This is a genomic window from Bacteroides sp. L008, assembly GCF_040812255.1.
GTDB lineage: Bacteria > Bacteroidota > Bacteroidia > Bacteroidales > Bacteroidaceae > Bacteroides > Bacteroides vicugnae.
Window position 1 is genome coordinate 255,747 of the sequence record NZ_JBFNXO010000001.1, and the last position, 24,661, is coordinate 280,407.

Annotated in this window: 16 protein-coding genes; 15 read left to right on the forward strand and 1 reads right to left on the reverse strand. The window is 39.5% G+C overall.

From position 1 onward, the window contains the following. The first annotated feature begins 59 nt into the window (after nucleotides 1–59). From AB3G73_RS01055 to AB3G73_RS01125, 15 genes are all read left to right on the forward strand, one after another. On the forward strand, nucleotides 60–3,353 hold the full coding sequence (locus tag AB3G73_RS01055) for a SusC/RagA family TonB-linked outer membrane protein (protein ID WP_234132111.1): 3,294 nt from the start codon (nucleotides 60–62) through the stop codon (nucleotides 3,351–3,353). Between the two features lie 23 nt (nucleotides 3,354–3,376). Further along, complete coding sequence (locus AB3G73_RS01060) at nucleotides 3,377–4,993, forward strand: SusD/RagB family nutrient-binding outer membrane lipoprotein (RefSeq protein WP_234132110.1); 1,617 nt, start codon at nucleotides 3,377–3,379, stop codon at nucleotides 4,991–4,993. Between the two features lie 24 nt (nucleotides 4,994–5,017). Beyond that, nucleotides 5,018–6,103, forward strand: coding sequence for an endo-beta-N-acetylglucosaminidase family protein (locus AB3G73_RS01065; RefSeq protein ID WP_258979984.1), 1,086 nt, complete (start codon nucleotides 5,018–5,020; stop codon nucleotides 6,101–6,103). Between the two features lie 22 nt (nucleotides 6,104–6,125). Beyond that, complete coding sequence (locus AB3G73_RS01070) at nucleotides 6,126–7,340, forward strand: DUF1735 and LamG domain-containing protein (RefSeq protein WP_234132108.1); 1,215 nt, start codon at nucleotides 6,126–6,128, stop codon at nucleotides 7,338–7,340. Between the two features lie 30 nt (nucleotides 7,341–7,370). After that, nucleotides 7,371–8,645, forward strand: a complete 1,275-nt coding sequence (locus AB3G73_RS01075) for a DUF1735 domain-containing protein (protein WP_234132107.1) — start codon at nucleotides 7,371–7,373, stop codon at nucleotides 8,643–8,645. Nucleotides 8,646–8,710: 65 nt separating this feature from the next. Further along, a complete protein-coding gene (locus AB3G73_RS01080; RefSeq protein ID WP_234132106.1) occupies nucleotides 8,711–9,787 on the forward strand; it encodes a DUF1573 domain-containing protein in 1,077 nt (358 codons plus the stop codon). A 73-nt stretch (nucleotides 9,788–9,860) separates the two neighbouring features. Further along, nucleotides 9,861–12,209 (forward strand): glycoside hydrolase family 3 N-terminal domain-containing protein, encoded by a 2,349-nt coding sequence (locus tag AB3G73_RS01085; protein ID WP_367741873.1) that lies wholly within the window; start codon nucleotides 9,861–9,863, stop codon nucleotides 12,207–12,209. Nucleotides 12,210–12,389: 180 nt separating this feature from the next. Continuing rightward, nucleotides 12,390–12,929 (forward strand): RNA polymerase sigma-70 factor, encoded by a 540-nt coding sequence (locus AB3G73_RS01090; RefSeq protein ID WP_148365960.1) that lies wholly within the window; start codon nucleotides 12,390–12,392, stop codon nucleotides 12,927–12,929. 47 nt (nucleotides 12,930–12,976) lie between these two features. Continuing rightward, nucleotides 12,977–13,966 carry a FecR family protein gene (locus AB3G73_RS01095; RefSeq protein WP_367741875.1) on the forward strand — a complete coding sequence of 330 codons (990 nt, stop codon included), beginning with the start codon at nucleotides 12,977–12,979 and terminating at the stop codon, nucleotides 13,964–13,966. Nucleotides 13,967–14,140: 174 nt separating this feature from the next. Continuing rightward, nucleotides 14,141–17,446, forward strand: coding sequence for a TonB-dependent receptor (locus tag AB3G73_RS01100; RefSeq protein ID WP_195649873.1), 3,306 nt, complete (start codon nucleotides 14,141–14,143; stop codon nucleotides 17,444–17,446). A gap of 22 nt (nucleotides 17,447–17,468) precedes the next feature. Continuing rightward, complete coding sequence (locus tag AB3G73_RS01105; RefSeq protein WP_148365966.1) at nucleotides 17,469–19,073, forward strand: RagB/SusD family nutrient uptake outer membrane protein; 1,605 nt, start codon at nucleotides 17,469–17,471, stop codon at nucleotides 19,071–19,073. A 22-nt stretch (nucleotides 19,074–19,095) separates the two neighbouring features. Continuing rightward, nucleotides 19,096–20,046, forward strand: a complete 951-nt coding sequence (locus AB3G73_RS01110; RefSeq protein ID WP_320995955.1) for a glycoside hydrolase family 18 — start codon at nucleotides 19,096–19,098, stop codon at nucleotides 20,044–20,046. A 21-nt stretch (nucleotides 20,047–20,067) separates the two neighbouring features. Further along, nucleotides 20,068–21,192, forward strand: coding sequence for a DUF1735 and LamG domain-containing protein (locus tag AB3G73_RS01115; protein ID WP_148365970.1), 1,125 nt, complete (start codon nucleotides 20,068–20,070; stop codon nucleotides 21,190–21,192). A 33-nt stretch (nucleotides 21,193–21,225) separates the two neighbouring features. Continuing rightward, a complete protein-coding gene (locus AB3G73_RS01120; protein WP_367741886.1) occupies nucleotides 21,226–22,242 on the forward strand; it encodes an Ig-like domain-containing protein in 1,017 nt (338 codons plus the stop codon). Between the two features lie 155 nt (nucleotides 22,243–22,397). Beyond that, the gene (locus AB3G73_RS01125; protein ID WP_320979450.1) at nucleotides 22,398–23,972 is read left to right on the forward strand and encodes a sulfatase; all 1,575 of its coding nucleotides are present in this window, start codon (nucleotides 22,398–22,400) and stop codon (nucleotides 23,970–23,972) included. 94 nt (nucleotides 23,973–24,066) lie between these two features. On the opposite strand, the gene AB3G73_RS01130 is transcribed toward AB3G73_RS01125, so the two are convergent. Further along, entirely contained in the window at nucleotides 24,067–24,543 is a 477-nt protein-coding gene (locus AB3G73_RS01130) for a Dps family protein (protein WP_148365976.1), read from the reverse strand. Between the last annotated feature and the right edge of the window lie 118 nt (nucleotides 24,544–24,661).

Consider the following 24,661-nt stretch of genomic DNA (forward strand, 5'->3'; position numbering starts at 1 on the left):
ATCATTCATTTACAGCATTATGTCCTAAATATGCTTTAAATCTAAAACTTCCTTTAGTTATGAGGATTAGTCTAGCACTACTTTTCGCAGTAGTATTACAACTTTCTGCCGAAGATGGCTATGCCCAGCGAACGCGGGTTGCCATTTCAATGAACAATGTATCTGTAGAACAGGTACTGAATAAAATAGAGGAGACGTCCGACTATGTTTTCCTTTATAATGATAAAACAATTCAGAAGAACCGTATTGTTTCTGTGAGAAACAATTCAGGTAAGATCCTGGATATTCTTGATGAGGTGTTTAAAGGAACCAACGTTACTTATACAGTAGTTGATAAGCAGATTATCTTGTCTACCACTAAATTAAATGTAACAGAGCAAGATCCGATTATTCAAGTAAAAGGTACAGTGAAAGATACAAAAGGAGAACCTTTGATCGGAGTGAATGTGAAAGTAAAAGGAACAACTACCGGTGCTATTACAGATTTCGACGGAAACTTTCAGATTCAAGCTAAAAAGGGGGCGGTATTGGAGATCTCTTATATTGGATATGCTTCTCAAGAGGTGAAGGTTACAGATAATAAATCGCTTTCTATCGTGATGACGGAAGATACAAAAGTTTTGAATGAGGTTGTTGTAACGGCTTTGGGTATTAAACGCGAAACCAAGTCTTTGACATACAATGTGCAGCAGATTAGCGGTGACGAAGTGGCAAAGGCGAAAGATATGAATGTGATGAGCAGTCTTGCCGGTAAAGTGGCAGGTGTGAATATCAATGCAAGTTCATCCGGTATTGGAGGTGGTGCCCGTGTGGTAATGCGTGGTACGAAGTCTATATCCGGTAATAACAACGCTCTATATGTAGTAGATGGAGTTCCTTTGGCTAATATATCTGGTGAACAACCCGACGATCAGTATACGGGTGCCGGACAATCCGGTGACGGATTGGCTAACTTCAACGCTGATGATATAGAATCAATTTCAGTACTTAGCGGATCGGCCGCCGCTGCACTATACGGTTCGGCTGCTGCCAATGGTGTGGTACTTATCACAACGAAGAAAGGGGCTGTAGATAAAACCAGATTGACATACAGTAATAATTCAACCTTCTATTCACCATTCCGATTGCCGGAATTCCAGAATACGTATGGTTCGGAAACAGGAGAGTGGTATAGTTGGGCATCTAAATTGTCATCTCCTACCGATTATGAGGTCAAAGATTTTTTCCAGACAGGTTACAATGTAGCGAACACTGTAAGTCTGACTACAGGGACACAAAAAAATCAAACCTATGTATCCGTAGGTGCCGTAAATGCACGGGGTATCATTCAGAATAATGACTTGGACAGATATAATTTCTCTGTTCGTAACACTACCTCTATGCTGAATGATAAACTGACGATGGATTTAAGTTTTATGTATTCTAATGTAAAGGAACAGAATATGTTGTCGCAGGGAGAGTATGCAAATCCATTGGTTCCCGTTTATTTATTTCCGCGCGGTGATGATTTCTCAAAATATCAGTATTATGAACGATATGATGTAGACCGTAACATAAAAACACAGTTCTGGCCATTGAAAGAAAATGGATTATCCATGCAGAATCCTTACTGGATTACGAACCGGAATATGTATACCAACAAGAAAGACCGTTTTCTGGCAAGCGGTTCACTAAAATATACGATAACAGATTGGTTGAATGTTTCCGGACGCGTGAAGCTGGATAAGGAAACAATCAACTCGGAAAAGAAAATGTATGCTTCTACTTTGAATGTGATTGCTGAAAACTCGGATAAAGGAGCATACGTGCAATCGAACAAAAATACCAGTCAGATATATGCCGATGCCATGTTGAATATTAATAAATATTTCTATCACGATACATGGAATCTGACAGCATCTTTAGGTGCCAGTTTATTGGACCTGGATTACAAGGAGCTGAATTTTGGAGGGGGATTGCTGACCATTCCTAATCTGTTTACTTCTAACAATGCGAACGTTTCCGGTAAATTAACCTATAAAAATACGAACTATCACGATCGTACCAATTCTTTATTCGGAACATTCTCATTAGGATATAGGGGCATGGTTTATGTAGACGGCTCGTTGCGTAATGACTGGATATCAGCTTTGGCAGGAACAAACCATTCTTCCATATTATATCCTTCTATCGGTGCTTCAGCGATTCTGACTAATATGTTTACAATGAAATCCAATATCCTTTCTTATGCAAAGGTCCGCCTTTCGTATAGCGAAGTAGGTAATGCACCGGAAAGATTCAGGGCTATCACTACTTATGCGGTGTTGGGAGGGCTGAATACCACTTCTTATTTTCCGATAAAAGACCTTAAACCGGAGAGGACTCATTCATGGGAAGGAGGATTTAATTTAGGTCTGTTTGATAATAAACTGACACTGGACGTGACAGCTTATAAGACATATACGGAGAATCAGCTTTTCAGCCCGGAAATTTCTACAACAACCGGATATTCTAAATTATATGTAAATGCAGGTAAAGTAACAAATAAAGGAATTGAGTTAGCTCTTGGATTTAAACAGAATATAGGGCCTGTAGATTGGAAAACGACTTTACTATGGTCGCTTAACAGAAATCGCATAGACCAATTGCTCCCTGAATATACAAATGAAGAGTTGGGAGTGACAGTACATTTGGATGAAATGGATGTTTATTCATTAGGGGGTGCCAAACAACGGCTAACCGTAGGTGGCTCTATGGGAGATGTGTATGTTAATACAATGAGAACTGACGAGCATGGATATATCTGGATGAATTCAATGACAGGTGTCTTGGAAACTGATAAGAATAATTATGTCTATGCCGGTAATACCAATCCGAAATATACTCTTAGTTGGAGAAATGAATTTAACTGGAAAGGAATCAGCCTCGGATTTATGTTGAATGCCCGTGTAGGTGGTATCGGAGTTTCTGCCACTCAAGCAGTGATGGATTATTATGGAGTGTCTAAGACATCGGCAGAGGCACGGGATAATGGGGGAGTGAAAATAAACGGCCAGATGATTGATGCCCAGACATGGTATCAGACTATCGGAGCTAATGGAACAGGTTATGTAGGCTCTATGTATGTATATAGTATGACTAATGTTCGTTTGGGAGAATTGACTTTGGGCTATGATGTTCCGATCAATAAATGGTGTAAATGGATTTCAGGGTTGAATGTATCCTTTGTAGGGCGGAATTTATGGATGCTGTATTGTAAGGCGCCATTTGATCCGGAATCTACTGCAAGCACCGGTACTTATAATCAGGGTATGGACTATTTCATGCAACCGAGTTTGAGATCGATGGGATTTTCTGCAAAGATTTCTTTCTAATTGGATAACCTTTAAAAAAAATAATGATGAACATACGTAAGTTTTTTAAAGTAAGGAACTACTACTACTTACTCCTTGGAGTAATCATGATAAATGTAGGTTGTACGAAGAATTTTCTGGAGTACAATACCAATCCTAATGAAGCAACCGATGAGATGACGGATTGGGATAATGTGAGAACAGGTTCTCTTCTTTTACAGATGGAGCAGAACGTACTGGTGGTAGCACAACCGGGACTTAATATCGGTTCGGACAGATATCAGACTGTGGAAGTGATGGGTGGAGATGGGTATATCGGCTATTTTGGTTTTCCTGCTCCCAGTATCAATTCTGCCGGTCGTTACAATTGGGATAAAAGAAGTTGGTATGGTGATATGTTCACTACCAATTACCTGACGACTATGAATGCCTGGCGTGAAATAAGAAAAGCGATTAACAATGACGAAGATCCCCGGTTTTCTATGGCGCAGATTCTGAAAGTAGCGGCAATGCATCGTGTGACAGATACCTATGGGCCTATTCCTTATTTGAATTTTGGAGTTTCAAAAGAAGTGCCTTATGATTCGCAAAAGGATGTTTATTACAGATTCTTTGAAGAATTGGATGGAGCTATCAATAACTTGGATAGTTATGCTGCATCCGGAAGTAAAGTTTTGTCATCATGGGATTGTGTGTTCAACGGTGATGTTACATCTTGGATAAAGTTTGCCAATTCACTTCGTTTGCGTCTTGCATTGCATCTTGCCTATGTGGATGAAACAAAGGCAAAAAGTGAAGCCCAACTGGCTATTGGCAATAGTTATGGTTTGATGAATGTGAAGTCTGATTTAGCAGAACTTCAGCATATTACTCCGATTGCGACTTATGAAAGTCCTCTGTATATTCTGAAAGGATGGGATGATATTTGTATGGGAGCGACGCTGGATTCATACATGAATGGTTATCAGGATCCACGACTTTCTGCTTACTTCGAGGCAGGTACGGGTGGAAAATATCGGGGTATAAGAGCCGGAATGTCAAAGGACGTAAGTAAGGATAAATATATAACAGGAATCTTTGCCGAACCACAGGCAACTGCTACTTCCAATGTAGTGTGGATGCGTTCATCCGAATCATATTTCTTGTTGGCGGAATATGCTTTGCGTTGGGGAACGAATGCCGATGCTAAAAAGTATTATGAAGATGGAATAAGAATGTCTTTTGATGAACATGGTGCATCGGGAGTTGACGCGTATCTGACAAGAACTGCAGCGGGTGGATATGTGCCTGCCAATTATGAGGATCCGGTGACATCATCTCATTCCATGGATGCTTTGGGTACTGTTTCTATCGCTTGGGATGAATCGGGAGATTTTAAAACAAATCTGGAACAAATCATTACTCAAAAGTACATTGCTCTTTATCCGGTGGGACAAGAGGCATGGACAGAGTTCCGTCGTACCGGTTACCCGAAAGTATTTCCGGTTGTTGTGAACGAAAGTTCCGGAGGTTCTGTAGACACAAATATACAAATCCGCAGATTACCTTATCCGGAATCGGAATATAATACGAATAGAACAGAGTTGGATAAAGGCATCACACTTTTAGGTGGCGTAGATAACCCGGGTGTCAGATTGTGGTGGGATGTGCCTAATAAATAATTGGTTACTTAAATAATGCAGAATATGAAAAGAAATTATGTATATTTTTTGTTCACCTATCTCTTGACATTTGTTGTGAGTGGTTGTGATACGGATATTGAACCGGAAGTTATACAGGCAGCTAATACTTATAATGAAGAATATTATCAGAACCTGCGTGAATATAAGAAAACAGATCATGCTATTTGTTTCGGCTGGTATGCCGGTTATACTTCAGAAGCATCTCCTTCGCAGGGACTTCATTTCACTGGTCTGCCGGATAGTCTGGACATCGTCAGTCTGTGGTCAGGTATTCCTTCCAACAATCCGGCTTATGTAGAAACTAGTTATTATAACGAGCGTTATTTGCCGACTGCTTATGAGGAAATGAATTATATCCGTACAGTAAAGGGGACTCGCGTTGTGATGTGTACGATTTGCCGTATTGGAAGTACGGAGTTTCCTAAAACCGACGCAGGTATCGAGGCTTATGCTATGCATCTTGTGAGATGTGTGTTGCGTAATGATCTGGATGGTTTGGACTTGGACTACGAACCGGAAGGCGACTGGTTGCAAAATGATAACTTTACAAAGTTTATAAAGGTATTAGGAAATTATTTCGGTCCTCAATCGGATACAGGCAAATTATTAATTGTTGACTTCTATAATCAGCTGCCTCCTAAGGAAACAGAACCTTATGTCGATTATTTTGTACGACAATGTTACACCACCGGTAGTGCTCAAAGTTTGCAATCTAAATTTGACCAGCTTAGTAGCTGGTGTCCTCCTGAAAAATTCGTTGCTACGGAACAAATGGGATGGTACTGGCAGAATGGTGGAGTCGAATTTACGGAAGCTGATGGAAATAAAGTAGATTCATGGGGCAATCCAATCTATTCTGTAATAGGTATGGCACGCTGGAATCCTACACAAGGACGAAAAGGCGGATTCGGCGGATATTATTTTGAATATGAATACAATACCACTCGTCCTGCTAATCAGGCTATAGGTGATAAAGAGAAAACCGCTATTCCTTATTATAGCCTTCGACGTGGTATTCAGGAACAAAATCCTGCCGGAAAGCCTGTACGACAGTCTACTAAACAAGAAACGGAAGATGAAAATGGATGAATTTTAAATTTGTATGCAAGGTATGAAAACATTGAATAATATAAAAAAGATATGGGGAGCAGCTTTGATAGGAATAGCTTCTTTTATGCTGCAGGGATGCCAGGAAGCCGCTCAAAAAGGTGACGGGTTGTTAATGACCGGAACATCTTCGGATAGATTGGTAAAGTTTGCCATTGATGGATTTCCATCTGCGTATGCTGTTTCTGTGACTTCAACTTCTCGCGTTGAATCGGATATTCAGGTGAACCTGGCTGTTGATGCAAGTCTGGTTGATACTTATAATGAGGAAATGGGAACCAATTATTATCCCATTCCGGATAAATCATATACATTTGAAAATCCGGAGGTTACGATTTCAGCAGGACAGGCAATTTCTTCTGCTGCCTCTCTTTCAATTGCGGATGATTCGGAATTTGTTCCGGGACGTGTTTATTTGATACCGGTTACCATAAAAAGTGCGACGGGAGATTTGGATATTATAGAAGCAGGACGTACTATTTTCCTGAAAGTATCTCGAACATTGCGTTTCCATGCTCCGTATGTAGGACAGGCTTCTATGGCTTATCAATTTTTGCTTCCGGATCCTATTCCTTCCTTGCCTACTTATACATGGGAAGTGAAGATATATGCCACTCAATTCCGTTCTTCCGGAGCTTCCGGTACTACCCGTGTTTGTTCATTTGGAGGTAGTGAAGCGTCTGTAGAAGGGGGAGCGATTGATGATGGAGGCTTTAAATGTGACCAGAACCTGCTTCGTTTTGGTGAAGGAACGGATGAGCCGAACCAGTTGCATGTAACAACTAAACAGGGGAAAATGTCATCGAATACTCGCTTTGCTTTAAATACCTGGTATGCTGTTGCCTTGGTAAATGACGGCACTACGTTGACATTGTATATTAATGGAGAGAAAGATAACTCAATGACAGTTGCTCCGTATGAATATGCGCTTTATGGAGTACAGATCGGTATGCCTTCAAAAGGTTATCAATCTTCACAATTGTTTTATGGTCGTTTGAGTGAGATGCGCCTTTGGACTCGTCCTTTGTCTGCTCGTGAAATTAAAGCAAATGTATGTGGGGTAGACCCTTCTACCAATGGACTTGTGTCTTATTGGAGAATGAATGAAGGAGAAGGAACTACTTTCTATGATTTATCTCCGTCAAAGCGTGATATCAGTTATAAGAATGGAATCACGATTGACTGGACTTATGATGATACGAATAAATGTCTTGAATAAGGTAATAATAAATGAATAGACTGTATGATAATGAAAAACAATATAAATAGATTAACTCTCCTTTTGCTTGTTTTATTGGGAGGAGTAGGATTCACATCCTGTTCGGATGATGACAATGATTTTATTGAATTGCCAACAATAGAGATGCCACAGTCGGAAGCAGGACCTGTTTCTATTGATTATAGGGAGATACTGGATGCAGGAAGCTATGTTTATGATTATACTATCAAACTGGATAAACCTGCTGCTACTACTTTATTGTGTGACATTGCCGTGGACGAAAGTATGGTAGAGGCTTATAATGCTGCAAATAACACGTCTTATAAGATGATGCCCGCTTTTGTCTATGAGTTGCAAGCTAAAAATGCGATAGTGAAGGCAGGACAGCAAGAATCCAATTCCTTATCAGTTAAGTTTTCATCATTGTTCGGTTTGGTGGAAGGTGAAGAATATTTGCTTCCTATTGTTGCAACAATAGATGAAACGTGTGTAGGACAATTTGTAACGGACACTCGTTCTGTTTCTTATTTTACGATTAGCATTGACGGAGAATTGGATTATATACCGGGATTGAATATGAGTTCTTATTCAACGGATATGTATCGTACGTTAAGTTTCGCAAATGATGAAGTAGTTACGATTGAAGATAATACACATACGTTTGAAATGCTTGTATATCCATATAGTTGGCACAGTGGAACTAATTATATAGGTACATGGCGTGGTAAAGATACTAACAATAATAATGAAGTTTTTAGTGGTTGTGAACTACGTGTAACAGGTGTAACGGGAGCGTCTAATATTGGTAATCGTCAATGTGACTTGACATTGGCTAATCAAAATATAACGTTGCCGGCTAATCAATGGGTAAGGTTGACTATCACTTGTGAGGGAACAAAAACGGGTCAGAATACAGAGATTGCTTATCGTTTATATATTAACGGTGAGGAAGTTGCTTCTGCAAAACCGACTAAACGTTGGGGACCATCTTCTTCTCAAAGATTCAAGGTGGGATATACGTTGACCGGTATTCAGTTTGGTTATACAAGTTCAAGTATGTATTTTGATGGTCTGATTTCTGATATTCGTATGTGGAAGAAATGTCTGACAGCGGAAGAGGTAAAAGCTAACTTGCGTACAATAGCTTCTCCATCTTCGTCGGACTTATATGGCTATTGGAAATTGGATGAAGGAGAAGGGAATACATTGAAGGACAGTTCGGGCAATGGGCGTGATTTAACTTTCCCGGCTTCAGCAAATATCATTTGGGATGCAGAATTCAATGATTTGCCTCAAGATAATTAAAATGTGATTTTATATTGGGAGTTATTGTGTTTTTACGTAACTCCCAATATTAACTTAAAGAAATAATGATGAAACGTTTTATATCAGCTTTGATGGTTTTACTGTGCTCTACTGTTGGCGTATGTGCTCAACAACAGGGAAAAGCTGTATTGCGTTTTGATACTACTACTTGGAATTTTGGTAATATTCAGGAAGCAGGAGGCAAAGTGAGTCATACTTTTCATTTTACTAATATGCATACTTCTCCGGTTGTGATCGAAGAAGTGATTTCAACTTGTGGGTGTGCCATTCCTGTTTATAGTAAACAACCTGTAAAACCTGGGCATACAGGCACTATTACCGTAACTTTCGATCCTAAAGGGCGAACAAACTTTTTCTCTAAGAGTATAAGGGTTGTTTCCAATTCAGGGCAAAGTGTCAATACTCTTTGGGTAAAAGGTACGATAAGTACAATTAATCGTATAGAGGATGAATATCCTTATTCTTTATCATCAGATATTCTGGCCGACCGAATGACTCTATCTTATGGTCAGCTGCAACATAATAGGAGGTCAAAACAACAGGAAATTAAAGTCTATAACCGATCGGATAAAATGGTCAAGTTGTCATACTCGCTGTTACATAAGAGTGGATGTTTGTCGATATCTATGCCATCATCTCTTCAAGGTCGATCTTATGCGACTATAAAAATAACAGCTTTTCCTTTAAAAGGCTTTTACGGTACATTTAAAGATAAGATTATTATTAGTGCCAATTCCGTACACAGTTCTCCTATACAAATCTTTGGAACAGTGATTGATGATATGAGAAAAGTAAGCACAGCAACTGCTCCCCGGATGAAGTGCTCACAATCTTATTTTAATTTGGGGAATATCTCATTAAAAAAGCATATTCAGAGAAAAGTAAAAGTTACTAATGAAGGGGCGAATCCTCTTATTATCCGCAAAATAGAATGTCCGGAATTTGTTTCTACTAATCTCCGGGGTGAAAAGATTTTGAAGCAAAATGAATGTCTGGAAGTTTTGTTTGAATTAAATGTATCATCTTCAAACCAGCCATTGGATGCAAAGGTTAAGTTGATAACAAATGATGTTCATCAGCCTGTACATACAGTTATATTTGAAGGAGAAATGGGTAAGTAGGATTGAATATCTCTATTTGAAAGATTAGAAATACACTATAAATTAATTGAGTCATTTTACTGCATATAACATTATGATAAAACGATTGTATATCTTGGTGATAGTACAGATGGTATGTACTTTGGGATTTACTCAATCCTCTCTCTCATTACCTGCTTACAAAGATTCCAGTCTGTCAATAGATATAAGACTTTCAGACTTGCTTTCCCGTATGACTTTAGAAGAGAAGGTCGGTCAATTACTTTGTCCTCTGGGGTGGGAGATGTACGAAATAAAGGGAAATGAGGTTTATCCTTCCGGGAAGTTCAAGCAACTTGTCAAGGAAAGGAATGCAGGAATGCTTTGGGCGACTTATCGTGCAGACCCATGGACAAAGAAAACATTATCGAGTGGATTAAATCCTGAATTGGCAGCGAAAGCAGGAAATGCATTGCAAAAATATGTGATGGAGAATACCCGTTTGGGAATCCCGATGTTTCTAGCGGAAGAAGCCCCTCATGGGCATATGGCAATTGGTACTACTGTTTTTCCTACGGGTATAGGAATGGCGGCATCATGGTCTCCGGAATTGATAAAAGAAGTAGGGCAGGTCATAGCTAAAGAGATTCGTTCTCAAGGCGGGCATATAAGTTACGGGCCTGTGCTTGATTTAACTCGTGATCCCCGTTGGTCTCGTGTGGAAGAAACATTTGGAGAAGATCCGGTGTTGAGTGGCGTTTTAGGAGCAGCTATGGTCGAAGGTTTAGGAGGAGGTGATTTATCGCAGAAGTACGCTACCATAGCGACGCTGAAACATTTTCTGGCATATGCTGTGCCGGAGGGTGGACAAAATGGTAATTATGCATCAGTAGGTATTCGGGATTTGCATCAGAACTTTCTTCCTCCTTTTCATAAGGCGATAGATGCAGGAGCATTATCAGTCATGACCTCATATAACTCAATAGATGGCATTCCATGTACGTCGAATCATTATTTGCTGACTCAATTGTTGCGTAATGAGTGGAAATTTCGTGGTTTTGTTGTGTCCGATTTATATAGTATTGAGGGCATTCATGAAAGTCACTTTGTAGCTCCGACAAAAGAAAAAGCTGCGATAAGCGCTGTTATGGCGGGCGTTGACGTTGACCTAGGGGGAGATGCCTATACTAATCTTTGTCATGCAGTTCAGAACGGGCAAATGGACAAAGCGGTGATTGATACTGCTGTTTGCCGGGTGTTACGGATGAAATTTGAGATGGGGTTGTTTGAGCATCCTTATGTGGAACCGAAGGTTGCGGAAAAAATAGTACGCAGTAAAGAACATATCAGTTTGGCACGTAAAATGGCACAAGCCTCTATTACATTGCTCAAAAATGAAAATTCAATTCTGCCTTTAAACAAGAAAATAAACAAAGTGGCAGTTATTGGTCCTAATGCCGACAATCGGTACAATATGTTAGGAGACTATACCGCTCCTCAGGAAGACAGTAATGTGAAAACTGTACTTGATGGAATAATAGCTAAACTATCTCCTTCGCGTGTGGAATATGTGAAAGGTTGCGCTATCCGTGATACTGCTGTGAATGAAATAAAACAGGCAGTTGACGTTGCGCGTTGTGCTGAAGTTGTCATAGCAGTGGTGGGCGGTTCCAGTGCCCGTGACTTTAAAACGAGTTATAAAGAAACAGGTGCAGCAGTAGCTGAACAGGGTAGCATTAGTGATATGGAATGTGGTGAAGGATTCGATCGTGCAACTTTGTCATTGCTTGGCAGACAGCAAGAATTATTGGAAGCCTTGAAGCAAACGGGAAAGCCATTGATTGTAGTTTATATCGAAGGTCGTCCGTTAGAGAAAAACTGGGCTTCGGAATATGCAGATGCATTATTAACGGCCTATTATCCGGGACAGGAAGGTGGAAATGCGATAGCCGATGTCTTATTTGGAGATTATAATCCTGCCGGACGTTTGCCAATATCTGTTCCCCGGTCAGTAGGGCAGATTCCGGTATATTATAATAAGAAAGCTCCCCGCAACCATGATTATGTAGAAATGTCAGCATCGCCCATCTATACTTTTGGTTACGGGATGAGTTATACCACTTTTGAATATTCAGATTTACAAATAGTACAGAAAGGCCCTTATTGTTTTGAGGTTTCATTTAATGTGAAAAATACAGGGAAGTATGACGGGGAGGAAGTGGCACAACTTTATATAAGGCATAAATATGCGTCAGTTGTCCAGCCAATGAGGCAGTTGAAACATTTTAAACGTTTTCCTTTAAGAAAGGGAGAGGAAAAGTCTATTATCTTCACTTTGGCAGAAGAAGACTTATGTATTATAAACCAAGATGTGGAACGAACTGTTGAGGCAGGAGTTTTTCAGATAATGATCGGTAGTTCTCCGGATGATATTAGATTAAATGGATTATTTTCAGTTGAATAGGTCTCATCTTATGAAAGCTGTAGTTCACTTTTATAATCTCTGATAAATAAGAGGATATACCGGAAAATGAATTTCGGGAGAAAATAATAAATTTGTTTTTAATATAACTTTTACTTGTTTTTTTTAATAAAAGCTTCTATTTTTGGCTTCCATAAAAACGATAATAGCCGAAAATCTCTGATGACACATATTGGTGAACAAGAAAAGAAGAAAAAATTCGAGCAGTTTTTCATTCTTACTTTTCCGAAGGTAAAGGCTTTTGCATGGAAGATTTTACGTTCGGAAGAAGATGCTGAAGATATTGCTCAGGATATATTTGTCAAACTGTGGGATAATCCGGAAATCTGGGAAAACAAAGAGACATGGGATAGTTATATTTACACGATGACTCGTAATCAGATTTATAACTTTTTGAAGCATCAGTCCGTAGAACTTAGTTATCAGGAGAAATTGTCCCAGGAAGATTCTCCTTCTTTTGAATTTGATATATACGATAAACTTTATGCAAAAGAACTACAACTTCTGATAAAACTTACTTTAGATAATATGCCGGAACAACGCAGAAAAGTTTTTTCTATGAGCCGGCAAAACGGTATGAGTAATCAGGAGATTGCTGATAAACTACAACTTTCTATCCGTACAGTGGAACGCCACATCTATCTTGCACTACAAGAATTAAAAAAAGTCATCTTAATCGCATTTTTTTTCTATTTCAGTTGAGTAGTCCGTTTTAGCTAGTTGTCTATATTATATAAGGCAAATCTAAAATGAAGAATTATATTCAAAAAATTATCAATGTATTCACCGCTTCTGAGCATAGCGAGAATGTAACCAAAGAAGTACATCAATGGTTGTTAGACGAGGAGCATGCTGATGAGAAAGATATAGCGTTGAGTACATTATGGAAAGAAACAGAAGGCAAAGTTGATGCAGGCACATGGACTTCTTTAGAGAATGTATATGATAAAGTCGGAGTATCTGCCGGCACTAAAAAGCGGTATCGGTTGTTTCCCTGGAAATATGCGGCAGCAGTCGTAATGTTTGTTGTAACGGTATCCGGTACATTTTGGTTAACAAAGAATACTTTTAAAGAGGAAACGGCTGCGATGATTGAGCAATATATTCCTGATGGAAAAACATATGAGTTTGAATTACCGGATGGTAGCCGGGTTCATGTGAATTCCGGAACGTTATTGCTCTATCCGGATGCATTTAAAGGAGATACTCGTACTGTTTATCTAATAGGAGAAGCCGATTTTAAAGTTAAGAAGAATCCGGATAAACCATTTATTGTGCGATCTGCCAATATGTCTGTAACTGCCTTGGGAACAGAATTTAATGTAGCTGCTTATCCTGAAGATTCGGAAATTGTTGCAACTTTGATTCAAGGCAAGATAAAAGTGAACTATGAACAATCGGATCATTCTTATATTTTGAGACCGGGGCAACAGGTAGTTTATAATCGAAAGACAGCTCAAAGTAAAATTGAAGAAGCTGATCTGGAAGATGTAACAGCTTGGCAGAGAGGACAGATTGTATTTCGTGGAAGTACAATGGAAGAGATTCTGCTGACTTTGGAAAGGCGTTTTGACATAACTTTCCAATATAATACGAAGTTATTTACAACAGATGAATATAACTTTAGTTTTAGCAAGAATACGGATATTGGAGAAATAATGGAGGTAATGAAAGAAGTGACTGGAAAGTTTACTTACAAAATAGATAAAAATGTTTGCTATATGAAAACTGTGAAATAGAATAAGAAGCTCGATTGTTTAACCTTAAAATATATCATTATGTAAAAAAGTATCCGGAACGAGGATGCCGCCTGGTTCCGGATATGAAATAAGTTTTTTAGTATTAAAATGTAAAATACTAGATTTTTGATGGAATTAATATTATGAGTTTAACACTAAAAACGCTACGAAGATATGAATTTATATCTAAAAACAGCTAAAAGTACAATAATTATTTGCTGTTTGTTTATATTACAAACAACAGCATTTGCCCAAAGTAATATTCGTATTACTATAAAAAATGCAGAAATCACTTTACAAAAGGCATTGTCGGAAGTCGAAAGACAGTCTAAATTATCCGTTGCTTACAATCAATCACAACTTTCAGATAAACGACAATTATCTTTGAATATAGTAAACCAACCGTTAGAGACTGCGCTAAAAACAATTTTGAAAGGAACAGGGTTTTCTTATAAATTGACTGATAAGTATATTATGATTGTTCCTGAAAAAAAGGTAACAAATTCTCAGACTACAAAGACGGTGAAAGGAAAAATTGTTGATGAGAAGGGAGAACCTTTGATTGGTGTCAATGTTGCAGTAGAGGGTACTAACACTGGTACCATTACCGATTTGGATGGAAATTTCTCAATGTCTGCTTTGAGTAATTCTACTTTGAAAGTCTCTTATATCGGATATGCCACTCAATTGATACCTGTTTCCGGAAAGGACTTTTACAGTATAACCATGCGTCCGGATAATGAAGTGCTGGATGAGGTGGTTGTTACCGCTTTGGGTATTAAACGCGAAGTGAAATCATTGACCTATAATGTGCAAGAAATGAAAGCAGCTGATCTTACTACTGTAAAGGATGCTAGTTTCATGAATAGTCTGGCTGGTAAGATTGCCGGGGTGACTATTAACCAAAGTGCGTCTGGTATTGGTGGTTCTACCCGTGTTGTGATGCGCGGTTTGAAATCTATCACAAATGATAACAATGCCTTGTATGTAATTGACGGTATTCCTATGGCTTCTATGCGTTCTAATCAGGAAAAAAGCTTTTATGAGAATGCAGATGGAGGAGATAGTGATGGGATTTCCAGTATAAACCCGGATGATATTGAATCGATGTCTGTATTGACAGGTGCAGCGGCTGCTGCGCTTTACGGTTCGCAGGGTGCCAATGGTGTTGTGTTGATTACAACAAAAAAAGGAGAAGAGGGGAAGTTGAGAATTAATTATTCTAACGATACTCAGTTCATGAGTCCATTGGTAATGCCGGAGTTTCAGACGACTTATGGATCGCTAGAAGGTGAGTTTGCTAGCTGGGGAGCTAAAAAGGATGCGACATGGGAACCTAAAGATTTCTTTCAAACAGGTTTCACAGAAACTAACTCGTTAGGTTTGTCAGCAGGCAATGACCGCAATCAGACTTATTTCTCTGTAGCATCGACTAATGCGCGTGGTATTATACCTAATAATACTTATAACCGGTATAATTTTACATTGCGTAATACGACTGAATTAATTAAGGATAAGTTGACATTGGATATGAGTGCCTCTTATGTGATTACCAATGATAATAATATGATGTCGCAGGGGCAATATCATAACCCACTTGTTGCATTATACCTCATGCCCAGGGGAGATGATTTGAATAAATATAAGGTATATGAACGTTATAATAGTGAGAAATATTATGATGTGCAATACTGGCCTTATGGTAATCAGGGATTTGCAATAGAAAATCCGTATTGGATTGTGAATCGTGAGAATATGAGTAATCATAAATCTCGCTACATGTTCTCGGCTAATTTGAATTATAAAGTTTTTGATTGGATGAATGTGGTTGGCCGTATGCGCGTAGACAATAGCAATGATATATATGAACGTAAAATTGCGGCCTCTTCCGACCAATTGTTTGCATCTGAATATGGTAATTATATGAACATGAAGTCTGGATATAAGAATACCTATGGAGATGTCATGGCACAGATTAATAAACGTTGGGAGAATTGGGGAATTACAGCAAACTTGGGAGCCAGTTTTAATCATCAAACCTATGAAATGACGAACTATGAGGGACATCTGGCTACTGTTCCCAACTTTTTCTCTTTTAACAATATAAGTAAAAATGGTGCAAATACCAAGGCTGAACAAGCGGGATATATAGATAATAATCAAGCTGTTTTTGCGACTTTCCAGTTGGGGTATAAGAGTTGGGCATATCTGGATTTAACTGCCCGCAATGACTGGTTTTCTACTTTAGCAAATACGGATAATGAGAAAAGTGGTTTCTTTTATCCATCGGTAGGTGTATCTGCAGTTGTCAGTGAGATGTTTGATTTGTCAAAAGCATATATTTCCTTTTTAAAGTTTAGAGCTTCTTACAGTGAAGTGGGTAATCCGCCGATGCGGCAGATTACAATGCCCACCTATACCGTGAAAGATGGTATCGTCAACACTTCCTCCAGATTATTGAATCCGGATCTGAAGCCTGAACGCACAAAATCTGTTGAAATCGGTATGAACTTGAGAATGTTTCAGAATTTGTTGAATATTGATTTCACCTATTATAATAGTAATACTTACAATCAGTTCATTAATTATACAATGCCGCCGAGTACGGGTTATAGCAATTATATGTTGAATGGCGGTAAGGTAAATAACTGGGGTATTGAAGCGCGTTTGGGTATTGACGCTAATCTTGGGCCTGTAAAATGGAACTCGAATCTGACTTTTACTATGAATCGTAATAAGGTTGTTTATCTGTTACCCGGTGGTGCTACCAATCCAATTACAGGAGAACCCATTTCCATTACAGAGATAGAACCTTTCAATCCGCAAGGAAGCTATAAAATGATAGTGAAAGAGGGAGGTACTCTGAGTGATATTTATGTAACTGGGTTGAAGATTGACTATTTAGGCAACATTAAAGTTGACGCAAATACGGGTGCTATTGAGGCTGACCCGAATACCTGGATAAAAGCCGGTAGTGCGGCACCACGATTCAATTGGGGATGGAATAACAGTTTCAGCTGGAAAGGCATTAATCTTAGTTTCCTGATTGATGCTCGTATCGGTGGAGTAGGCGTGTCTGCTACACAAGCTAAAATGGATTACTATGGAACTTCTAAAACATCGGCTATAGTACGGGATAATGGTGGAGTGAATCTTAATAGTGGCCGTGTGACAGCAAAAGATTACTATAATGTACTTGGTAATGGGGCGACCGGAGTCTTGGCGAATTATGTCTATAGTATGACAAATGTACGGCTTAGAGAAGCAACTTTAGGGTATACATTTCCAACAAAATGGTTTGGCAATCAGATACAAAATCTAACAGTGTCGCTTATTGGTAAGAATCTGTTCATGTTTCATAATAAGGCACCTTTTGATCCGGAATTATCGGCCTCTACGGGTACATATTATCAAGGGTTTGACTATTTTATGCAACCAAGTGTACGTAGCATCGGGTTTAGTGTGAAATTCCAATATTAACTAACCAGAAAGGAATAATACAATGAAAAGATTAGGAAAAATAAGACATATGGTATGCACGTTAGGAGCGGCTATGTTGATTGCTTCATCGTGTACGGATAATTATAAAGAGTGGAATACCGATCCTACAGAGGTCCCGGAATATATGCTGGTCGGATTGATGAAAATAGGGAATTTCTTTCCGGCTATGCAGATGGATGTTATACCGACCAGTGATGTGGACGCTAATCAATTTCAACGCGCTCAAAACTTATGCGGCGATATGCATTCAGGATACATGACACCCATCGGTACGTGGGGATCGAATTCTGCTTGCCATTATAACTTGCGGTATGATAAATGGAATGACGTTGCTTTCGAGGTCGCATTTACTAATGTGATGTCGGCATGGAAACAAATTCGTGATAATGGCAAGGATGAGTTTCCGGAAGCTTATGCGGTGGCACAAATATTAAAGGTGGCTGCTATGCATCGGATAACGGATATATATGGTCCTTTGCCCTATCTGCAGTTTGGACACGGGGGCTTGGAAACTCCTTATGATTCACAGGAAGATATCTATAAATCTTTTTTCGAAGATCTTGATGAGGCTATAGCGGAATTGCAGGATTATGTCGCTGTTCATCCGGGAAGTAAGCCTTTGAGTAAATATGATCTGGTATATGGAGGTGATTTCACGAGGTGGTTGAAATTCGCGAATTCATTAAAACTGCGTTTGGCTATGCGTACCTGTTATGTGGAGGGATTTGAGGTGAATGGAAAAACTTCACGAAAGTTAGCTGAGGAAGCAGTTAAGAATGGAGTGATTACGGAAAATGCGGAAAATGCCCTGTTGCAGTCGGGAAACGGGATCTCTGTATTTCATCCTTTGAAGATTTGCTGGGATAATTATGAGGATGTACGAATGGGAGCTGATATTGAGTCTATAATGAAGGGTTACAATGATCCTCGTCTTTCCAAATATTTCCAAGAATCGGAATATGGTGAAGTTGGTGATAAGCTTCATGGGGCACGATTAGGGGTGAATATTACTAATAAGACGAATTACGTTAAGTTGTCGGCTCCGAATATATTTGCAGAGACACCCGTTCAGTGGATGTGTGCTGCGGAGGTTTATTTCTTGCGTGCGGAAGGAAGGCTTCATGGTTGGAATATGGGCGGTGAAATGGAAGGACTATATAATACAGGTATTACGAAGTCTTTTGAGCAGTGGGGAGTGTCCTTGGGTGATTATCTGACAAGAGGTGATGAATATAAACCTGTGCCGTTCACTGCGCCCTCGGGAACAACAGGTAGTGCGGTGGCAGCTTCAACAATTACTATTGCATGGAATGCTGTTGATCGTGATGAAAAGAAACTCGAGCGTATTATCACGCAGAAATGGATCGCTATGTTTCCGGAAGGTCAGGAGGCTTGGAGCGAATATCGTCGGACCGGGTATCCGAAACTGTTTAACTTGTATGGAACAAATGCCAGTTCAGGGCAAGTGGACGCTTCCGGTCCTCGTCGTATTCCGCTTCCGTCTACGGAATATGATACGAATACAACAGAGGTAAATAAGGCCGTAACTGATTTTCTTGGTGGCAAGGACTATGGAAATGTAAAGTTGTGGTGGGATAAAAAATAATTATGTATCTAATTTTATTACTATGAATAAGATAATGAATAGAGTCTTTGGACTTTTCGTATTGGCTATGGTTATGGTGGCATGTGATACGGAGATAGAAAATATATCGCTCCAAGTGCCTGTTGTGAAAGATGCCCAATATTATGAGAATCTGCGAGCCTATAAAAAGTCAGATCATCAGTTGGCTTTTGGATGGTTTGGCGGCTGGAAGGCAGCCGGAACATCTCCTGTAAAATATCTGCGTAACTTGCCTGACAGTGTAGACGTGGTTTCTATTTGGGGAACATGGCATAGCTTGACTCAAGCGCAGATGGAGGATTTGAAATATGTGCAAGAGGTATATGGAACCAAGGTGACATTTACTATATTTTCTCATAATATGTCCAACTTCCCCGGTAATTTTGAGAATGTGGCGGAGAATATTCCTGCTGTGGCGAAGGCGGTAGCCGACAGTGTGTTCAAATATGGGTATGATGGAGTCGATTTCGACCATGAATGTAGCAGTGGTGACTTATTCAATAAGTCGGTGAATATGACTACTTTATTGAGAGAAATGCGTGCTAATTTGGGAGAGGATAAGCTCATCTGTGTGGACGGATATATAGAGAAAATCACGGAAGAAGGATGGAAATATGCAAATTATGCAATTGCCCAGGCATATGGTACAACTGCTCCTTCTTCTTTGCAATATCGATTTAATACGGTGAGTAAACATATTAGCCCAGAACGTTTTATAGTTACAGAAAATTTTGAGAGCCTCTGGTCAACGGGAGGAGCCGGATATAAAGATCCGGAACTAGGCACGATTCCCTCTTTGCTTGGAATGGCACGCTGGCAACCGGAAGAAATAACGGAAAAACAGCATAAGGGAGGGATTGGAAGTTACCATATGGAATATGAGTATAACCATACGGATGTTGAATATAAATATCTTCGTGAGGCTATCCAGATAATGAATCCTGCGAAGAAATAATATCTAAAAAGCAGAAAAGATATGAAGACAAAATATTTATTATTGATTATGTTATGGGGGGCCGTTTTGTTTGCTTGTACAAATGCGGAACCATTGAAAGATGCTTTATACTTTACCGGCACTGAAAATTCTCCTACTGTTAAATATACAGTGGATGGTCCGGCTGACATTGGTGTGACAGTTTCGGCTTCTTGCCAGGCAATGGGGGATCAACTGATTAAAGTCAAAGTGGATCCGGATAAGCTGGAAGGTTACAATGCGGAGTATGGGAAGAAATATAAGATTGTTCCTGTTGAAGATTATATGTTGTCCAATGACGAAATTGTGCTGAAAGCAGGTGAGAATATTTCAGAACAATTGATCTTTTCTTTATTGAGAACTACTAATTTTGAAGAGGGGGTTATCTATTGTGTGCCTATAACTATTACGAATGTGACTGGTGATATGCCTGTTATGGAATCTTCCCGAACGATTTATCTTGTATTGAATCAAGTGATGGTAGTTAAGGCTGCCACTCTTTACCGGACTAACATGAAGCTTGCTTTTGAGGATGATCCTGCGTTGGCGAGTGTGCCGCAAGTCACGATGGAGGCGAGAGTTAAGGTGAACAACTTCGCTGCCATAAATCCGTATATTAGTACTGTAATGGGAGTGGAGGAAGAATTTCTATTGCGCTTTGGTGATGTTACTATTAAGCCGAATCAGATTCAATTGGCCGGAGGTGGCTATCCTGTCACGGGCAAGACGGAGTTCGAAGTGAATAAATGGTATCATCTTGCAGTTGTGTTCGACGGTTCTAGCATTAAGCTTTATGTGAATGGTGAATTGGATGGACAGGTAGATGCTCCGCGTGGTCCTATTACCTTGTGTGGAAAGACAGATAAACGCAGGTTCTGTATTGGCTCTTCGCTGGATTCCCGCTATTTTGACGGAGTCATAAGTGAAGTTCGTGTATGGAAAAAGGCTTTGACACAGAGCGAGATTCAGAATAATATGTGCTATATATCTCCGGACAATTATCAGGATATGATTGCTTACTGGAGATTTAATGAAGGTGAAGGCGATGTTGTCAGAGACTGGACCGGAAATGGCTGGGATATAAATAAGACTCTTAACTGGGTGGAGGGTGTACGCTGTCCCGAATAATTGGCAGATCAATCGATTTATAATGAAGTAAATATGAAGAAAAAATTATTATATTTAATGTTTGCTGCGGCTGTTATATGTGCGGCTTGCGGTGATGACGATGAAATTAGTCAGGTAGAGGTGGTGGAAAACCCTGTTACCGGGATTTCTGTCGAAAATGAGTATATAACCGAAGAGGGGGATATTGTTTTTGATGAAGTAGGAATTACCACTGCTCTGCGTGTTAGCGTTATTCCGGATAATGCTGGTAATCTGGAGGAATACTCATTTCGGTTTGGCTCAAGTAACGAGGACGTTTTCACAGTAAACCGTGAAGGAGTAATTATGGGTATTGCCTCTGGTGAAGCAGAACTGACGGTCACTCTGGTAGATAATGCAAATATAGCACGATTTCAATCCAAATACAGAGTAGCCGTAGATTATCAGGTAAGAGTGGAAGAAATTATTGTAGCGGATGGAATGGGAGTTCTGGACTTGGTAGTCGGTGATACTTACGATTTGAATGCTACCCTTGTTGTATTGCCGGATAATGCGGAGGATAAATCTGTATCTTATAATTTGAAGGAAGGCGATGAGGTCATTTCATTGGAGAATGGTATCATTGAGGTTTTGGCCTCCGGTACGGCTGTTATTGAAATAATAGCGAATGACGGCAGTGGAGTTTCAACAGAACTCAGAATAGAAGCAAAAGATACGCCCGATACAGATCTGTTTTTCGAATCTATAATGGCAAGATATCAAATTCAAACCGATTATTTACTGTTGATTTTATTTGATAGAAATACTACAAATAATACTCTTAGAATAGCGCTAAATACGACGGTTTTACTTCCCGGTGAGTATTCCAAGGCAGACATCCGAGCGGTAGGATTTACGGGGGTTGATAAAGACAAGCAAGTAGATCTTTCGAATCCGGGATCATTTACTATTCAATACGATGAAGCGACCCAAAAGTATACAATTAAGGGAGTACTTAATATAGCGGAGAGTGCTTCATCTCCGGCACTTACTATGGGCTTTGAGTTTGTAGGGGAGATGATAAAATTGTAACAAAAAAACAATATGAGTTAAAACATTTGAAATATGATTCCCCCTTGTTACGGATATTGTAACAAGGGGGTAATTTAGTATAAAAAAGTAGTTTTTATTTATTCGATTTCGTTTCTGATTGCGAAATATACTTTTAAATTGGACTAAAATACATTATGGACAAAAAAATTTCATTGTCTGTGCTGGGCGTGCTGGCTGCCTGTATGAACGGGAAAATATGTGCTCAGACAGATATAAAAATAGCAGGGGACGAACGTCCGAATATTCTCTTCATCCTAAGTGATGACCATACAGCGCAAGCATGGGGAATTTATGGAGGAATATTGGCTGATTATGCGCATAATCCCAATATTCGTCGTTTAGCTTCCGAGGGAGTGGTGCTGGATAATTGTTTCTGTACAAATTCTATTTCATCGCCAAGCCGCGCTTCTATTCTGACAGGAGCTTATAGCCATAAAAACGGTGTCTATACATTAGCCGATTCGTTGGACACTTCGTTGCCTACCATTGCTACTATCTTGAAGCAGGCAGGCTATCAAACAGGCTTGGTCGGTAAATGGCATTTAAAATCCCAGCCGCAAGGATTTGATTATTATTCAATTTTTTACGATCAAGGAGTATATCGCGATCCGTTGTTTATCAATAGTTCCGATCCGTGGCCGGGCAATCGTAATTTCGGTGAGTGTGTGCAGGGATTCTCTACCGATATTGTGACGGAGAAAGCGATAGAATGGATGAAAGCCAGGGAGAAGAAGCAGCCGTTTCTGATGTGTTGCCATTTTAAAGCTACCCATGAACCGTATGATTATCCAACTAGGATGGAGCATCTGTACGACGGAATCGTATTTCCCGAGCCCGAGAATCTGATGGATTGGGGACCGGAAACTAATGGAAGAGGATTCATCGGACAAAAATTGGAAGAAATAGGAAGAAGATGGGAACTGGCTTCTGCCGATCCTGACAAATGGTGGTGCCGTTATCCCGGATTGCCTTTTTCTACTCAAGGTATGCAACGTGCGGCAGCCCGTAAAACTATCTATCAGAAATATATCAGAGATTATCTGCGTTGCGGAGCTACGGTGGATGATAATATAGGTAAACTTTTGCAGGCTTTGGATGATATGGGGATAGCGGATAATACGATTGTGGTATATGTTTCCGATCAAGGTTACTTTTTGGGAGAGCATGGATTTTTCGATAAACGTATGTTTTATGAGGAAGCAGCCCGCATGCCGTTTGTGATTCGTTATCCGAAGAGGCTCCCGTCCGGAAAGCGAGTGAAAGATTTGATTTTAAATATCGATTTTGCTCCGACGTTGGCACAATTTGCCGGAGTGAACCCGTCAGGAGGAATGCAGGGACGCAGCTTCGTGGATAATCTTTGCGGGCGGACACCGGATGATTGGCGTAGGAGTTTTTATTATCGTTATTGGACGCACCACACTATTCGTCCTGCTCATATGGGGATTCGTAACGAACGTTATAAGCTTGTTTTCTATTATGGTGATCCATTAGATATGACGGACGGGCAGGAGAGAGCGACTAAACCGGTATGGGACTTTTATGATTTACAAAAAGATCCGAAAGAAGATCATAATGTGTACAATGAGAAAGAATATGCCCCTATCATTAAACAAATGAAAAAGGAAATGATAAAACTACGTATGGAGGTCGAAGATACAGATGGCAAATACCCACAAATGCAGAAACTCTTTGACGAATGTTTTTAATTCTGGAGAGAAGAAATGCAAAAAAGAGAGAATATACCTTTTTATGGGAATATCCTCTCTTTTTGACTTAAAACCTAAACCTTTTATTTAAATTTTACTTGTTATTATAGGCAACCAACATCCAAACCAACTTCTCCTGTTCTTTCAGATAATCGCTCATCATCGAAACGGTAACTTCATCTCCGGCTTGAGAAGCGATGGACAAGATCTTACGTTCTTCACCAATCAGATAGCTGATAGACTGAAGGATACTATTCAATGCTTCATCTCCGTTACTCACTTTATCTACTTCATTGATGCCTGCCACTTTCAGATAATCACTGAACTTATTGGCCGGAGTGCCACCTAACATTAAGATACGTTCTGCAATTTCATCCACCTTTTCAGCTGTGTCATCATACATCTTTTCGAATTGACTGTGGAGAACAAAGAAATTATGTCCCTTGATATTCCAGTGGAACCCGCGGAGATTGGTGTAATATACTTGGAAGTCTGCTAATAGTTGTTGCAAAGATGCTACTACGTTGTTTGCTCCCGATTCGTTCAATTTGATAAATTCTAAAGTTTTCATATTCTTTTTATTTTTAATGATTTATACTCGTTTTCTTTTTTTCTGTACTGCAAAGATAAGGCGGAAAATGCTTGTTGTCAAACTGAAAATTTCTATCTTTGCATAGATGAAATCTATA

What these genes read in the sequence shown, in the direction of transcription:
- AB3G73_RS01055 (WP_234132111.1), top strand. Translation starts at nt 60, where the DNA reads ATGAGGATTAGTCTAGCACTACTTTTCGCAGTAGTATTACAACTTTCT.
- AB3G73_RS01060 (WP_234132110.1), top strand. Translation starts at nt 3,377, where the DNA reads ATGATGAACATACGTAAGTTTTTTAAAGTAAGGAACTACTACTACTTA.
- AB3G73_RS01065 (WP_258979984.1), top strand. Translation starts at nt 5,018, where the DNA reads ATGAAAAGAAATTATGTATATTTTTTGTTCACCTATCTCTTGACATTT.
- AB3G73_RS01070 (WP_234132108.1), top strand. Translation starts at nt 6,126, where the DNA reads ATGAAAACATTGAATAATATAAAAAAGATATGGGGAGCAGCTTTGATA.
- AB3G73_RS01075 (WP_234132107.1), top strand. Translation starts at nt 7,371, where the DNA reads ATGAAAAACAATATAAATAGATTAACTCTCCTTTTGCTTGTTTTATTG.
- AB3G73_RS01080 (WP_234132106.1), top strand. Translation starts at nt 8,711, where the DNA reads ATGATGAAACGTTTTATATCAGCTTTGATGGTTTTACTGTGCTCTACT.
- AB3G73_RS01085 (WP_367741873.1), top strand. Translation starts at nt 9,861, where the DNA reads ATGATAAAACGATTGTATATCTTGGTGATAGTACAGATGGTATGTACT.
- AB3G73_RS01090 (WP_148365960.1), top strand. Translation starts at nt 12,390, where the DNA reads ATGACACATATTGGTGAACAAGAAAAGAAGAAAAAATTCGAGCAGTTT.
- AB3G73_RS01095 (WP_367741875.1), top strand. Translation starts at nt 12,977, where the DNA reads ATGAAGAATTATATTCAAAAAATTATCAATGTATTCACCGCTTCTGAG.
- AB3G73_RS01100 (WP_195649873.1), top strand. Translation starts at nt 14,141, where the DNA reads ATGAATTTATATCTAAAAACAGCTAAAAGTACAATAATTATTTGCTGT.
- AB3G73_RS01105 (WP_148365966.1), top strand. Translation starts at nt 17,469, where the DNA reads ATGAAAAGATTAGGAAAAATAAGACATATGGTATGCACGTTAGGAGCG.
- AB3G73_RS01110 (WP_320995955.1), top strand. Translation starts at nt 19,096, where the DNA reads ATGAATAAGATAATGAATAGAGTCTTTGGACTTTTCGTATTGGCTATG.
- AB3G73_RS01115 (WP_148365970.1), top strand. Translation starts at nt 20,068, where the DNA reads ATGAAGACAAAATATTTATTATTGATTATGTTATGGGGGGCCGTTTTG.
- AB3G73_RS01120 (WP_367741886.1), top strand. Translation starts at nt 21,226, where the DNA reads ATGAAGAAAAAATTATTATATTTAATGTTTGCTGCGGCTGTTATATGT.
- AB3G73_RS01125 (WP_320979450.1), top strand. Translation starts at nt 22,398, where the DNA reads ATGGACAAAAAAATTTCATTGTCTGTGCTGGGCGTGCTGGCTGCCTGT.
- AB3G73_RS01130 (WP_148365976.1), bottom strand. Translation starts at nt 24,543, where the DNA reads ATGAAAACTTTAGAATTTATCAAATTGAACGAATCGGGAGCAAACAAC.